Here is a 14,093-nt window from a genome sequence, read left to right on the forward strand (position 1 = left end):
AGGTGTTATCCAAAAGATAACACCTTGAATTAAAAACTCTTTGTGTTTAAAAAGAGGGGTGTTTGGTTCGACGTATTAAAAAAAGATGTATGAGTAAATGGTTAGTATGGGGTGTGTGGTTCGTGTATTTGTTGGCTTGCCCTTGTTCCGCGGATGCCGGATTCTGGAAAAAGAAGAAGAAAGGCAAGGCGGAGGTAAAGGTGGAGTTGAGCGAGTACGATAAATTATTTAAAGGGAAAAGATATGAAACCGCTATCAGTGAATTTATGGCGGTACATAAAATGGACGGAAAGGTTTATTTGGAATATCCTTTGCGACTAATGGGGAGAGAGTTGTTACTTGCTTCTACGACTACGGTTTCCACGGATAACACAGTATGCACAAATGGTTATAAAGAGAATACTCCCTTGCATATCCGGTTCACGTTGGAGAACGGTATGGTACAGTTGAGGAAGGTGAATGCTTGGATAGCTGCGGATGGGGATAAAGAGAAGATGGGACAGATTATTCGACAGAATTACAGTGATCCGGTAGCGGCGGCTTACAAGGTATTGGCGTATACGCCGGATAGTTTGGCGGTGGTGTTCGAGATGACGGGGATGTTTTTGAACGAAGAACCTCAGTTGTCACCGATACCCGACGAGAGTGGGGGAATGAAGGTGACGGCTTCTTATAATGGTAATCTGTCTTCTGTGCTGGAATTAAAGGCGTTTGAAGATAACGTGTCTGTGAAATCACGATTGATGTATAATTATTCGGTTACTTATGACCGGATGGCGTTGGTGAAAGATCAACCGCTGAACGTGGAGGTAACCCGGACTTTGTTGTTGTTACCGGAAAAGAGGATGCGTCCCCGGATTTCTGATTTGAGATTAGGGGTATTTCTGACGCAAAAGCGTTATCTGTTGGATCGGGGTGAAGAGGTAAGAAAATGTACTTATGCCAATCGTTGGCGTTTGGAGCCTCGGGACGAAGAGGCTTATCGACGGGGAGAACCGGTAGAACCCGTGAAGCCTATTGTTTTTTACGTGGATACACTTTTCCCGGAGGCTTGGAAAAAGCCGATACGGGAAGGGGTATTGAAATGGAATCGTGCCTTTGAGAAGATCGGTTTTAAAAACGTGATGCAAGTACGGGATTTTCCCCGGGATGATCGTTCGTTTGATCCCGATAACTTGACGTATTCCTGTATTCGCTACGTGCCGACAGGGGTGGCTAATGCCATGGGACCCTCGTGGGTAGACCCGTCTACCGGAGAAATATTGAACGCGAGTGTATTGATTTATAATAACGTGATCGAGATGATTCGGGGCTGGCGCTTCGTGCAGACGGCACAGGTAGACCCGTCGGTACGGGGAAAGGTGTTGTCGGAAGCGGTATTACACGAATCGTTGAGTTACGTCGTGGCACACGAGGTGGGACATTGTTTGGGACTGATGCATAATATGGCGGCATCGAGTGCTTATCCCGTGGATTCATTGCGTTCGGTCGGGTTCACGGGGAAATATGGTACGACACCTTCGATTATGGATTATGCCCGCTTTAATTACGTGGCGCAGCCCGGTGATGCGGGAGTGAAGCTGACACCCCCGGATTTAGGAGTGTATGACGAATTTGTTATCCGGTGGTTGTACACGCCTGTTTACGGGACGACTTCGATATGGGACGAGGCGAAGGTATTGGAAAGTTGGGTGGACGAGAAAGCGGATAATCCGATGTATCGTTTCGGAAGACAGCAACTTATGGGGCGTTATGATCCGTCCGCAATCGAGGAGGACTTGGGAGATGATCCCATGAAAGCGGGAGAATACGGTATACAGAATCTGAAATATATCCTTGCCCGGTTGAATGAATGGATTGAAGATGATCCGGCGGCGGAGTATCGTCAGCAATTGTATGATCATATTGTAAATCAATACTATCGCTATATCCGGAACGTGACCTATAATATAGGGGGAATATATCTTTCCGACGCCAAAGAGGAAAGTTTTTATAAACGCTATCGACCGGTATCCGCTGAAATACAAAAAGCTTCTGTGAAATGGGTGTTCGAGCAGTTGAGGGATATGGCGTGGTTGGATGATCCGCTTGTGTTACGGAAATTCCCGTTGGGAATGGCTTCGTCCGTGAATTTGACAGAGATTATCGGCAAGCAACTGATCGCCTCGTGTAGCCGGGTTACCTTGTCGGCTTCACTCGCGGGAGGATATCCGGTCGGGGATTATTTCAATGATCTGTATGCGGGGATATGGGTGAGTGCTATCGAGGGACGGGAATTGACGGCGGGAGATATGATCCTGCAATCGCTATTCGTGAAACAGTCGGAGGAACCGATGAAAACGATGGTTGGAAGTCGGGTTGGCTTGACAGATGGAGATTGTCCGACGTTGTTGGATACGTGGTGTTATGGATTGGACCCGACGGGAATGACGGAGCGGTATATCGGCGTGATACGGCAACATGAATTGTCCCGTTTCGGGAATGGGTACGGGTGGCAACGAGTGGTGGATACCCGGGCGTTGGAAGAGATGCCGACTTATTATTTAGAGGCTATGTTTAAAATAAAGCGTTTGCTGGAGGAAAAGATGGAAAGTTTCACGGGAAAGGAGCAAACGCATTATCAAGCGATGCTGTTCATGATAAAGCAGGTTTTGGGTAAACAGGCGGGAATGAATTAAAACAGATGATTATGAGAAAGTGGATAATACCTTGTATAGTTTTGGTTGCTCTGGGCTTTTGGTCTGTTTCTACCGTGTCTGCTTCCGAACGAAAGAAGCGGAAAAAAGAGGAGACGGCGCAACCGGGGAAATACGAGAAACTGTTTCAAGGTAAAAAATATATAACAGTTTCCGGTGATTTTATGACATTGCATAAGATGGACGGGAAACTTTATTTCGAGATGCCGTTGAAGTGGATGGGACGGGATATGTTGCTTGCCTCGGCTACTTCCGGGACGAGTGACAATCTGGCTGCCGTGAGCGGATATGCGCCCGGTGGAGGGATGCACGTGCGCTTCATGATACAGGACAGTACGGTGCAATTGCGACTGGTGGCAACTTCCGTGACTGTAGACGAGAATAATCCCCGGATGAGGCAAGTGATGGCACAGGGGTATCGTGATCCGATACTATATGGTTATAAGATTTTGGCATATAATCGGGATAGTTCGGCAGTTGTTTTCGATGTGACATCTTTATTTATTTCGGACGTGCGGGAGCTTACCCCGATCGTTCCGGCTTCCGGGCAATTCCGGATCACGGGAAAGATGACGCCTGCTTATTCTCATTTGGGCGAGGTCAAGGCATTTGACGATAACGTGTCGGTAAGGTCTTCGCTGTCCTACTCGATTAGTGCTTACTATTTTATATTTCCGGTGATGAAGCAGGAGCCGGTAACCGTGGAGGTAACCCGGACATTGATGTTGTTGCCGGAGGATAAGATGCGTCCCCGTTTGTCGGATTCCCGTCTTGGGTTGTTTCTGACGGAACGAAAACATATTCCGGCCGAGGGTGAGGCTATACGTTCCTATTCGCTTGCCCGGCGGTGGCGTGTCGAACCCCGGGATGCGGAGGCTTACAAGCGGGGTGAACTCACGGAACCGATGAAGCCGATCGTCATGTACGTGGACAATCATTTTCCGGAAGGGTGGAAAGAACCAATCAAGAGGGGGATATTGAGATGGAACAAGGCTTTCGAGAAGATCGGTTTCAAGAACGTGATTCAAGTGAGGGATTTCCCGACGGACGACTCTGATTTTGATCCCGATAACCTGAAATACTCGTGTGTGAGGTATATTCCTTTCACGTTGGAAGAGGGTGTCGGTCCTTTTTGGGTAGACCCGTCATCGGGGGAGATATTGAATGCCCGGATATTGATATTCAACGACGTGGTAAAAGCGATTCAGCGGGATCGGTTCGTGCAGACGGCACAAATAGACTCTAACGTGAGGGCAAAGAAGATACCGGACGAGGTGATTGGCGAGTCGTTGGAAGCTATGGCAGCACAGAAAATGGGGAACTGTCTGGGGCTGATGAATAATCTGGCTGCTTCTTACGCTTACCCGGTCGATTCGTTGCGTTCGGCTTCTTTTACCTCGAAATATGGTATTACACCTTCGATCATGGATCGGTTGCAATATAATTACGTGGCTCAACCGGGAGATCGGGGTGTACGATTAACTCCGCCGGATTTGGGTGAGTATGATGAATTTGTTATCCGGTGGTTGTACACGCCTTTGTGGGATATGGCTTCTTTCGAGGAGGAATCCCGGGTGCTGGAAGCATGGATAGATGAAAAGGCGGGAAATCCGGTCTATCGTTTCGGGAAACAGCAATGGATGAGTGCTTACGATCCGTCTTCATTGGAAAATGATTTGGGGGATGACGTGTTGAAGGCGGGTGATTACGGGATAGCGAATTTGCGGTATATTGTTTCACGTTTAAAGGATTGGATAGAAGATGATTCGGATGCCGCTTATCGTCGGCAGTTGTACTCGGCGTTGGTGACGCAATACGAGCGCTATCTGATGAGCGCTCTCGTTCACGTGGGCGGGATATATTTAACGGAGATAAAGGAGGGAACCCCCGGAGAGCGTTTCTGTCCGGTGGCTAGAGAGCGGCAGAAGTGCGCCGTGCTGTGGATTATGCGGCAATTGCGGGATAGTGAATGGTTGGACAATCGGGAATTATGGGAAAAGTTCTCTTTGGGTTTGCCCGATTCGTGGAGAACCCGTTCCAATGTGATTTCCCGTTTACTCGCCCGTAAATCTTACGTGGCATTGTCTGCGCATTTGTCTGATGATCCTTACCCGATGGAAGAGTTTATGCAGGACGTGTATGATGAGGTGTGGAAAACGGTCATGGAAAACAAGGAGTTGACGCTAGTCGATAAATTGATGCAAACGGAATGGCTTGGGGCTTGCCAGTCCCGGGTGGCTACTATCGGGGGAAAACAGTTCTCGGCTGCCACTTTACTCGCTTCGGAAGAGGTGGATTTGACGGCATTCGGTAATGGCTACGGCTGGCAACGGATGATTGAAACCCGGGTGTTGGAGAACGAGGCGATTTATTACTATAAACTGGTGAAAGAGTGCAACAGGATGTTGAAACAAAAGGTTGCTGCGGTACGGGATGAAGAACGTCCGCACTACCGAGCGATGCTTTTGGTTACGGAGAAAATATTAGAAGAAAAATATAAATAATAGTACTATGAAAAGATGGATGATATTGTTGGTCACTGTGGCGCTCGTGGGTTCTTGTTTCCGGAACGCCAGTGCATCCGAGGATAAAAAGAAAACAACCAAAGAGGAGGAAAAGACTGCACCTCGTCCCCCGGTAAAGAAACTCTCTAAATACGAGAAGCTTTTTAAAGGAAAAGCCCACGAAATGGCCAAAGGAGGTTTTATGACCTTGCATAAGGTGGATGGAAAGTTGTATTTCGAGATACCCTTGAAAGTGATGGGACGGGATATGCTGCTCGCTTCCGCCACGACCGAAACAAGTGATAACACGATAGCCATAAACGGGTATAAACCGCAAAGCCCGATGCATATCTGTTTCACGCTGACGGATAGTACCGTGCACATGAGGCGGGTGAATGCCCGGATTAACTATGATGCCGGGGATGTCCGTTTGCAACAGATCGTGGCACAGAATTTCGTGAATCCGATTATAGAGGCATACAAAGTGTTGGCTTTTTCCCCGGATAGTTCGGCGGTGGTTTTTGATGTGACGGCTTTATTTAGTGGCGGCGAGGCTGCCCTTTCTCCTGTTTCCGAGGGTTCCTACCCGTTGACCTACACGGCCTCGGTGAATCGTTCCTTGTGTTCGTTGGAGGATATCAAAGCTTTCGAGGATAACGTGTCGATCAAATCATCGCTTTCTTATAGCGTGAGTGCTAAATTGTTGACAAGAATGCTGTATAGCAATCGTCCTTTGACGATCAAGGCTACCCGTACCCTGTTATTATTACCGGAAGACCGGATGCGTCCCCGTTACTCGGATGCCAGAATGGGGGTATTTCTTACTTTCAAACAACAGATTTCCAACGAGGGCGATCAGTTGCAGTATTATACTTTAGCCAATCGTTGGCGCTTGGAGCCTAAAGATGTGGAGGCATTCAAGCGGGGAGAAACGGTGGAACCCGTGAAACCGATCGTGTTCTACATGGACCCGCTTTTTCCCGAGTTGTGGAAAGAACCTTTACGTATGGGTTTGATGAGATGGAACAAGGCTTTCGAGAAAATTGGTTTTAAGAACGTGGTGCAAGTGAAGGATTTCCCGACGGACAATCCGGATTTCGACCCGGATAATTTGAAATATTCTTGTATACGCTACGTGCCTTCCGCCGTGCAGAACGCTATGGGGCCCTCGTGGGTTGATCCGGTCACGGGAGAAATATTGAACGCGTCTATTCTAGTGTATAACGATGTCGTGAAGATGTTGACGAGTTGGCGCTTTATCCAGACGGCACAGGTAGACCCGCGAGTGCGAGGTAAGAGATTGCCGGACGACGTGTTGAAAGAAGCATTGGCTTACGTGGTTTCACACGAAATGGGACATTGCCTCGGTTTGATGCATAATATGGCGGCGTCGAGTGCATTCCCCGTGGACTCGCTACGTTCGGCTAAGTTTACCCGCGAATACGGTACGACACCTTCTATCATGGACTATGCCCGGTTTAATTACGTGGCTCAACCCGGTGATAAAGGCGTGTGTTTGACTCCCCCGGACTTGGGTGTTTATGATGAATTTGTGATCAAATGGTTGTATTCTTATTTTCCGGAAAGCACTTCCTTGAAGGAGGAAACCCGGGTATTGGAATCATGGATTGATGCCAAAGCGGGCGATTCGATGTATCGTTTCGGTAAACAGCAGCTTGCCAGTCGCTATGATCCGAGTGCCTTGGAGGAAGACTTGGGGGATGATCCTATAAAAGCCGGAGAATACGGTATCAAGAATCTGAAATATATCTTGTCGAATCTCAACAAATGGATTCAAGATGATGAAACGGCGGAGTATCGTCAGGTTTTGTATGGTCAGATCGTGAGCCAGTATAGCCGTTATCTACAGAATGCGGCGTATTGTATCGGTGGTATTTATTTGAACGATGCGAAAGACGGGACAGCTGCCAAGCGTTATACTCCGGTACCTAAAGCCAAACAAAAAGCTGCGGTAGCTTGGGTGATCGGGCAACTGCAAAATAACGAGTGGCTGGATAACCGGGAGGTATGTTCCAAGTTCGGGTTACACTCGAAAGCGTCGGCAACGTTGAATAGTGCTGTCGCCGATTTGTTGACGAAGATTTATATGAACGTGACGTTGTCTTCTTATTTGGAGGAAAAGAATCCTTACACGATGGCGGAATTTTTTAATGACTTGTATGTTGGAGTATGGGATGCCGCTATCAGAAATCGGAAGTTGTCGCACGGCGATAAGGTGATGCAGAAAGCGATGGTGAATATGATGGGAAAATCCTTGACCTTTATCGGGGGTAACAAGATCGGGTTGACCGCAATCTCGGCAGAGGTCGCTTATGCTCCCTCGATACAGGAAATATGTCTTTACGGTTTGGATGAAACGGGAACGATCGCACGTTACTCCAAAGAGTTGACGGAATTGGAAGCACGGGAAGGAAAGGCTTATATGGCAGAACAAATGCGACTGTCCGGCTTTGGCTACGGGTACGGGTGGCAAAGTCCCGTGACATGTGATGCGATAGATGAATCAACGACGTATTATTATGACTCGGCATTGAAGATCAAATCTTTGCTGGAACGAAGGATAGTAACGACAAATCCGGCTGATAAGGCTCATTATCAAGCCATGTTGTTTACGATAAATCAGATGCTCGGTGTGAATTGAGAGCGTGGCCGGGGACTGTACGAATAGGTGGTAGTATTCGTCAGTCCCTTTTTACTATCTGACCGACATAGCTGATCGGGGAGCGTCTTCGGTCGCTGAGATAGAGATAGCAGGTTCCGTCGTATTGAACGTGCATGTTCAAGTAGTACACGTTCCCGCCGGACATAACGGTAAGCTGGTACGCTATCGCTTTTTTCTTGCCTTCCCAATAGACTTTCACCGTCCGGCTGAACAGGATGTTTTGGAATGAAATGGAGTCCAGTTGTGAACCGGATTTCACGGCTCCGCTACCGAAATAAGGGATTTTTACTCCCACGAGGGAATCTTTTACCCACAAGTAACTGTTCTTGGGCTCGATATCAATATTATTTCCAGCTCCGGGAGGAGTGAAAAGGGTTTCCACCGTGGGCGTGGCAATATAGAATTTCACGATAAATTTATCACTGTTGACAAGTGCCAGTGTTTTCTGAAACTCTTTCTCAAATCGAATTTCTTTTTTGCTTTGCGCTTTGACCGGAATGATTATAATAGCGAGTAATAGTCCGGTGATAAATAATAGTTTTTTCATGTTTCCCGTTTTAGGAGGTATACGGAAAGGGAGAAAAATGGTTTAGCGTGTTTTGAATTGTGATTTATTATTTATATTTTTGAAAATAAAATTGAGAGTTATGACTAAATTGATTTTACTATTTCCATTTGTGGTATTGTTCACTTTATTTTGTAACCTTCAAGGGGTTGCTAGTGAAAATCGTGTAGCTAAAGTAAAGGACGATTCTGTTATAGTGCAGGGCATTGTCGTGAATATAAGCAATGTCCCATTAAAAGATGTTTCTGTGGTTGAGAAAAAAAGTTCGATGAAGACATTCACAAATGAAGATGGTGAATTTTCAATGAAAGTACGGATGGGAGCCAAATTGGTTTTTTCTTGTAAGGGGAAATTACAACAGTCTTGTAAAGTAAAAAATGGACAAAAGATGGTGGTAAAAATGTATAATGACCCCAATATAGAAACAATTATTATAGGTAAGGAAGCATTTAATCAAGAGATGGGAGAGGATATTTTTATGGTGGTAGAAGATATGCCCCGTTTTCCGGAAGGAGATCCTAAGGAGTATGTTGCTAAAAATATGAAATACCCTCAAGAAGCAAAGGATAAAAAGATTGAGGGGCAAGTAGTTGTTCAGTTTGTAATAGAAAAGGATGGGAAAATTTCAAATGTGAAAGTTCTTCGGTCAATTTATCATTTATTGGATGCTGAAGCTATAAGGATCATAAAAAATATGCCGGATTGGATACCCGGAAAGCAAAGAGGGGAAACTGTAAGGGTGATGCATACAATGGTGGTTCCTTTTAAGTTGTGAAACGGGGAGAATTATTTGAAGTATGATTTGTTTTATATCGCTGACAAATTATTGAGGATATTTATTAAAAAATGGTATACAGGGGAGGGGTGTTGTTGTGTTTATAGTTGAAACAGACGGACATGTTTCAAACGTGAGATTGGAGCAATCGCTTTATCCTTTATTGGATGCTATTGTGATGCGAGTGGTAAGGGATATGCCGACTTGGAAGCCCGATAAAAAAGATGGAAATCCAGTACGGTTTTCGATGAAAGTCCCGTTCAACTTTCGTTTGCAATAGGATATTGTTTTAAATCTATTTGTTGGTGATGAAAAATAATATGTGATTTTTCTTTACGAAAAGTTTGTAGTATTACGAAATATTCGTAGATTTGCGAAAGAATCGTAAAAGAAAGATGTATGGAAAAATTGACATATCAGGAAGAAGAAGTGATGCTGATCATCTGGCAGGTGAAAAACGGAGTCATAAAAGATTTTCTAAATCAAATGGAAGAACCGAAGCCGCCTTACACGACGGTGGCGTCAATCGTGAAGAATTTGGAGAAAAAGGGATTTCTGACAAGTAAGAAGCACGGGAATATTTACGAGTATATGCCGCTCGTGGATGAAAACGAGTACAAGACAAAGTTCATGTCGGGAGTCGTGAGAAATTATTTCGAGAATTCTTACAAAGAGATGGTGACCTTTTTCGCTAAAGAACAGAAAATTTCGGCAGAAGACCTGCAAGAGATTATCAAATTGATCGAGAAACAATAAAAATAAAAACCATGTTCACGAGTGAAACATTCATCTATCTGATGAAGATAAATATAGCGTTTATCGTGTTTTATCTTTTTTATAGACTATTGTTTAGTCGGGATACCTTTTTCACGAGCCGTCGGGTTTGCTTGTTGACGATTCTTGTTTTGTCCTTGTGTTACCCGTTGATTCCTTTTACTTTCGGGGAAGAACAGAGGGCGGTCATTCAAGAAACTGTTTCTCAATACACGACTGTTTTCTTACCGGAAATAACGGTGAGACCGGATGAGGCGGTAACGCAATTTACCGTAACGGGTATCGTGGGGTTGTGTTATGGCTTGGTGGCGAGCGTTTTGTTGATTCGTATTTTATTACAAATATTTTCTATATTCCGGTTGATGGGTAAAGGGGAACGCATGCTCTGTCATTCCACTCCCGTTATAGCTTTACCGGCTCATGTTACGCCATTCTCTTTTTTCAAGTGGATATTCATTAATCCCTCCCTGTATGAATCCCATGATTTGCAGGAGATTCTGACACACGAGAAAACACATGTCGATCAATGTCATTCTGTCGACGTGATGATTTCCGAATTGTTGTGTGCATTATTCTGGATTAATCCTGCCATGTGGTTATTGAAACGGGAGATTCGACGTAATCTGGAATTTTTGGCGGATAAACAGGTTGTGACTTCCGGTTTTGACCGGAAAGCCTACCAGTATCATCTTCTTCGCCTTACTTGTACTTCGGCTGCAGCTCAAATAGTTAATAAATTCAACGTGACACCTTTAAAAAAACGTATTATGATGATGAATAAAAAAAGAACATCAAAAATGGGACTGGTCAAGTATGCCTTGCTGTTTCCGGTAGTGGGACTGTTGATCTTGTCCAGCAACGTTCAGGCAATTGTGCAACAGAACGGAGAGTACGCAAGCGTGGTTGGGAAAGATTCTATTGTGGCAAAAGGAATTGTGATGGATGCTGATAATAAACCATTGAAGAATGCTATTGTGGTCATTCGAGGGACTAATATCGGAACTTTTACAAATGACAAAGGCGAGTTTACGATCACCGTAAAACCCGGTGCGGAATTGTTTTTCTCCTATGTCGGGAAGAAAGGGCAACTTCGTGATGTGAAAGATGAACAAAAATTAGTTGTAAAAATGCAGGATGGCGTGTTTGCTATAGATGATCTTCGTTCGGTTTCTGTAGATTCGACTACAGCCAGTATAAGAAATTCCAATGATATTTTTCAAGTTGTGGAAAGTATGCCTCAATTCCCGGGAGATCTAAATAAATATTTGGGAAGAAATGTAAAATATCCGGAGGAAGCTCAAAAACAAAAGATCCAAGGTCGGGTGACGGTTCAATTTATTATTGAAAAAGATGGAACAATCACGGGTGTGACTGTTCTTCGTTCTGTCCATCCTTTGTTAGATAAGGAAGCGATCAGAGTTGTGCAAAACATGCCCAAATGGGTTCCGGGGACACAAAGAGGAGAACCCGTGAGAGTATCATATACAGCACCGATTAATTTCAGATTAAACTAGAATGAACAAGTAGTAGAGGAGGCTGGTCAAAATGACAAAGACAATTCGACCAGCTTCTTCCCTTTATCTCCCCGCCGTGATGATATACATCTCTTCCGGTCGGAGGTATTTGTTTGCCATACGCGTGATGTCTTCTGCCGTGCAGGTGCGGATGCGGTCGATAATCCGGAAATAGAACGTGTTGTCTGTCCCGTAATTGAGTTTATGTTTCAGGGCATCCGATTGGGCGAATACGCCGTCGAGTTCCCGCAACAGTTCCCCGTTAAAATAGCTCTTCACGAGGTGTAATTCCTCTTCCGGCACGGGTTCGGTTTGCAGGCGTCGGATTTCTTTCATACATTCGTCAATAGTCGCCTCGGCTTGGTCTGCATTGACGTCCGTGGCGATCATCCAGTAAGCTGCCAGAGGCAAATTGACGTTATAGGAACCGATGCCGTAAGTATAGCCCTTCTCTTCCCGGATATTCGACATCAGCCGGGAGCCGAAATAACCGCCGAGTATCATATTGAGAATCTGAAAGTCCGTGTATTCCTCGTCAAGCAAGGATACGCCCGATTTACCAATACGGATGCTTGTTTGCACGGCGTCGGGCTTTGACACGTGGTACCTGCCCGGTGCGTAAGGATGCATGGCAAATTGTTCAGTTTCGGGCAAGGGCAAATTACCCATGGGAGCGAAGGCTTCACTGACTTCCCGGAGGACGCCTTCGTTGATATTACCGCAAAGCATGATCCGGCACCGGGAGGCTTGCATACGTTCTTTATAGAAATTCATCAATATCTCCGGTGTTACCCGGTCAAAGTCTTCCAGCGTGAAGCGATTGGCGTAAGGATGCGTATCCCCGTAAAGGCGATAAATAAATTCCATGCGTGCCAGATAAGCGGTCTTCTCTATACTTACCAGATGTTGCTGCTTTCTGTTGCGTATGTAAATCTCCAGTTCTTTTTGCGGGAAGACGCTTTCGAGTATCATTTCCGCCACCATTCGGATCGTTTCCTTGGCGTATTTATTCAAGGAGATCATGCTTATTTCCGACTTGTGTACCCCGCAGTTGAAATCCACGTAAGCCCCGTGGTAGTCGAAAAGTTCGGCAATTTCGTCGGCTGTATGCTTTCGGGTGCCCTCGTTGAGCATGTTGAGCATGGAGGATGCCACGACGGGTTGCGGTTGATTGTAACTCCCGGCGGGTACTACCATGTCAAGTTTGAACACTTCCTGATTTGGGTCGTGCAGGTACACGATTTCCAGTCCGTTGGGAAGTGTGATTTGTTGGTGTCCCCACAAGGTCGGGCGGGATATTTCGGTAATAGGCGGTTCTATATTTCTATTCATGAGTATATTATTTTTCTTTGAGATACCATAACGTGGAGCAATTGTTCGGGGAGAATAATTCCCCGGCAGTCTGCTTCAGCGTGTCGAGGGATACTCGGGCGTATCTCTCGCTCTCGGAATTGATAAGTTCGATATCTCCCAGATAATCGAAGAAGGCGAGGTTTGCCGATTTATTCTGGTAGTTTATTTCGCTATATGAGATGCGGGCATCCGTTTTGTTGATTACTTTTTGTAATTCCCGTTCGGTGATCGGGTCTTCGATAAAGTGGTCAATCTCGTTTTGTATGGCGGCTTCGGCTTCTTCGATTGCCACGCCTTCGGATAGTTTTCCCGAGAAGACGAATAACCCGGGGTCCATATCCCCGGTGATATAAGCGTCGATTTCCGAGAATAATTTCCCGTTTTTGATTAAATTGATATACAGGCGGGAGGATTGTCCGTTGGATAAAATATCCGAGATGATGTCGCAGGCGTAGAAGTTGTCCGAGCGGCGATCTCCCATGTGATAAACTTTGTAAATTGCGTCAGCGGGTACCTTGTTATGCTCGCAAACCAAGCGACGTTCCTCGGTTTGTTGCGGTTCAACGGGTATGGCTTGCCTCGTGTAACGGGCAGGGGCGATATCCCCGAACCATTTCTTCACCAGTTCCAACGCTTTCGTGTCCGTGATATTACCGCTGATACTGAGTATCGCGTTGTCAGGTGCGTAGAAACGATGGAAAAAATCCTTCACCTCTTCCAGCGTGGCTCCGGTAATATGGTCTATGTTCTTCCCGATAGTGGGCCATTGATACGGGTGCACTTTGTATGCCAGCGGGCGTAGTTTTAACCAGATATCCCCGTAAGGATTGTTGAAATAGCGTTGTTTAAATTCTTCGGTCACGACATTTCTTTGCACGTCAAGTGATTTCTGCGAGAAGTCGAGAGCCAGCATCCGGTCGGATTCGAGCCACAAGGCTGTTTCGATATTGGACGCGGGAATCGTGATATAGTAATTCGTGTAATCGTTATTCGTGAACGCGTTGTTCTCTCCCCCGGCTTTCTGCACGTGAGTGTCATAGTCCGGGATATGTTTTGAGCCCCCGAACATCAGATGTTCGAACAAGTGCGCGAACCCGGTACGGTTGGGATCTTCATTTTTTGCCCCTACTTTGTAAAGAATATTCACGGAAACAAAAGGGGTACTCGTGTCCGTGTTGCAAATAACGGTTAAGCCGTTATCCAGTACGTGTCGGGTGTATTTTATCATT

10 protein-coding genes are annotated in these 14,093 nt (G+C 45.7%); 7 read left to right on the forward strand and 3 right to left on the reverse strand.

What is annotated here, in order from left to right; genetic code table 11:
- The first annotated feature begins 89 nt into the window (after nt 1-89).
- From Q5866_RS04135 to Q5866_RS04145, 3 genes are read left to right on the forward strand one after another with little or no spacing between them, the layout of a single operon-like run.
- A complete protein-coding gene (locus tag Q5866_RS04135) occupies nt 90-2,678 on the forward strand; it encodes a zinc-dependent metalloprotease (protein ID WP_303179008.1) in 2,589 nt (862 codons plus the stop codon).
- Nucleotides 2,679-2,689: 11 nt separating this feature from the next.
- Entirely contained in the window at nt 2,690-5,200 is a 2,511-nt protein-coding gene (locus Q5866_RS04140; protein ID WP_303179010.1) for a zinc-dependent metalloprotease, read from the forward strand.
- A 7-nt stretch (nt 5,201-5,207) separates the two neighbouring features.
- A complete protein-coding gene (locus tag Q5866_RS04145; RefSeq protein WP_303179012.1) occupies nt 5,208-7,862 on the forward strand; it encodes a zinc-dependent metalloprotease in 2,655 nt (884 codons plus the stop codon).
- A gap of 40 nt (nt 7,863-7,902) precedes the next feature.
- Here the strand turns inward: Q5866_RS04145 and Q5866_RS04150 are convergent, their stop codons facing one another.
- Nucleotides 7,903-8,430 (reverse strand): DUF4251 domain-containing protein, encoded by a 528-nt coding sequence (locus Q5866_RS04150; protein WP_303179014.1) that lies wholly within the window; start codon nt 8,428-8,430, stop codon nt 7,903-7,905.
- 100 nt (nt 8,431-8,530) lie between these two features.
- On the opposite strand from Q5866_RS04150, the gene Q5866_RS04155 reads away from it, so the two are divergent.
- The 4 genes from Q5866_RS04155 (at nt 8,531) to Q5866_RS04165 (ending at nt 11,511) form a co-directional block, all read left to right on the forward strand.
- Complete coding sequence (locus Q5866_RS04155; protein ID WP_303179016.1) at nt 8,531-9,223, forward strand: energy transducer TonB; 693 nt, start codon at nt 8,531-8,533, stop codon at nt 9,221-9,223.
- Nucleotides 9,224-9,299: 76 nt separating this feature from the next.
- Entirely contained in the window at nt 9,300-9,503 is a 204-nt protein-coding gene (locus tag Q5866_RS21070; protein WP_368502010.1) for an energy transducer TonB, read from the forward strand.
- A gap of 119 nt (nt 9,504-9,622) precedes the next feature.
- Entirely contained in the window at nt 9,623-9,979 is a 357-nt protein-coding gene (locus Q5866_RS04160; RefSeq protein ID WP_099294076.1) for a BlaI/MecI/CopY family transcriptional regulator, read from the forward strand.
- Between the two features lie 11 nt (nt 9,980-9,990).
- A complete protein-coding gene (locus tag Q5866_RS04165) occupies nt 9,991-11,511 on the forward strand; it encodes a M56 family metallopeptidase (RefSeq protein ID WP_303179018.1) in 1,521 nt (506 codons plus the stop codon).
- 63 nt (nt 11,512-11,574) lie between these two features.
- On the opposite strand, the gene Q5866_RS04170 is transcribed toward Q5866_RS04165, so the two are convergent.
- Both Q5866_RS04170 and Q5866_RS04175 read right to left on the reverse strand, forming a co-directional pair.
- Nucleotides 11,575-12,843, reverse strand: a complete 1,269-nt coding sequence (locus Q5866_RS04170) for a pitrilysin family protein (protein WP_303179020.1) — start codon at nt 12,841-12,843, stop codon at nt 11,575-11,577.
- A 7-nt stretch (nt 12,844-12,850) separates the two neighbouring features.
- A complete protein-coding gene (locus tag Q5866_RS04175; RefSeq protein WP_303179022.1) occupies nt 12,851-14,092 on the reverse strand; it encodes a pitrilysin family protein in 1,242 nt (413 codons plus the stop codon).
- Nucleotide 14,093: the final 1 nt, after the last annotated feature.

The sequence above is a fragment of the uncultured Butyricimonas sp. genome (assembly GCF_959596855.1).
GTDB classification, from domain to species: Bacteria; Bacteroidota; Bacteroidia; order Bacteroidales; family Marinifilaceae; genus Butyricimonas; species Butyricimonas muris.

Excerpts from the sequence above, each read along its gene's own strand:
- Q5866_RS04135 (WP_303179008.1), top strand. The coding sequence starts at position 90 with ATGAGTAAATGGTTAGTATGGGGTGTGTGGTTCGTGTATTTGTTGGCT.
- Q5866_RS04140 (WP_303179010.1), top strand. The coding sequence starts at position 2,690 with ATGAGAAAGTGGATAATACCTTGTATAGTTTTGGTTGCTCTGGGCTTT.
- Q5866_RS04145 (WP_303179012.1), top strand. The coding sequence starts at position 5,208 with ATGAAAAGATGGATGATATTGTTGGTCACTGTGGCGCTCGTGGGTTCT.
- Q5866_RS04150 (WP_303179014.1), bottom strand. The coding sequence starts at position 8,430 with ATGAAAAAACTATTATTTATCACCGGACTATTACTCGCTATTATAATC.
- Q5866_RS04155 (WP_303179016.1), top strand. The coding sequence starts at position 8,531 with ATGACTAAATTGATTTTACTATTTCCATTTGTGGTATTGTTCACTTTA.
- Q5866_RS04160 (WP_099294076.1), top strand. The coding sequence starts at position 9,623 with ATGGAAAAATTGACATATCAGGAAGAAGAAGTGATGCTGATCATCTGG.
- Q5866_RS04165 (WP_303179018.1), top strand. The coding sequence starts at position 9,991 with ATGTTCACGAGTGAAACATTCATCTATCTGATGAAGATAAATATAGCG.
- Q5866_RS04170 (WP_303179020.1), bottom strand. The coding sequence starts at position 12,843 with ATGAATAGAAATATAGAACCGCCTATTACCGAAATATCCCGCCCGACC.
- Q5866_RS04175 (WP_303179022.1), bottom strand. The coding sequence starts at position 14,092 with ATGATAAAATACACCCGACACGTACTGGATAACGGCTTAACCGTTATT.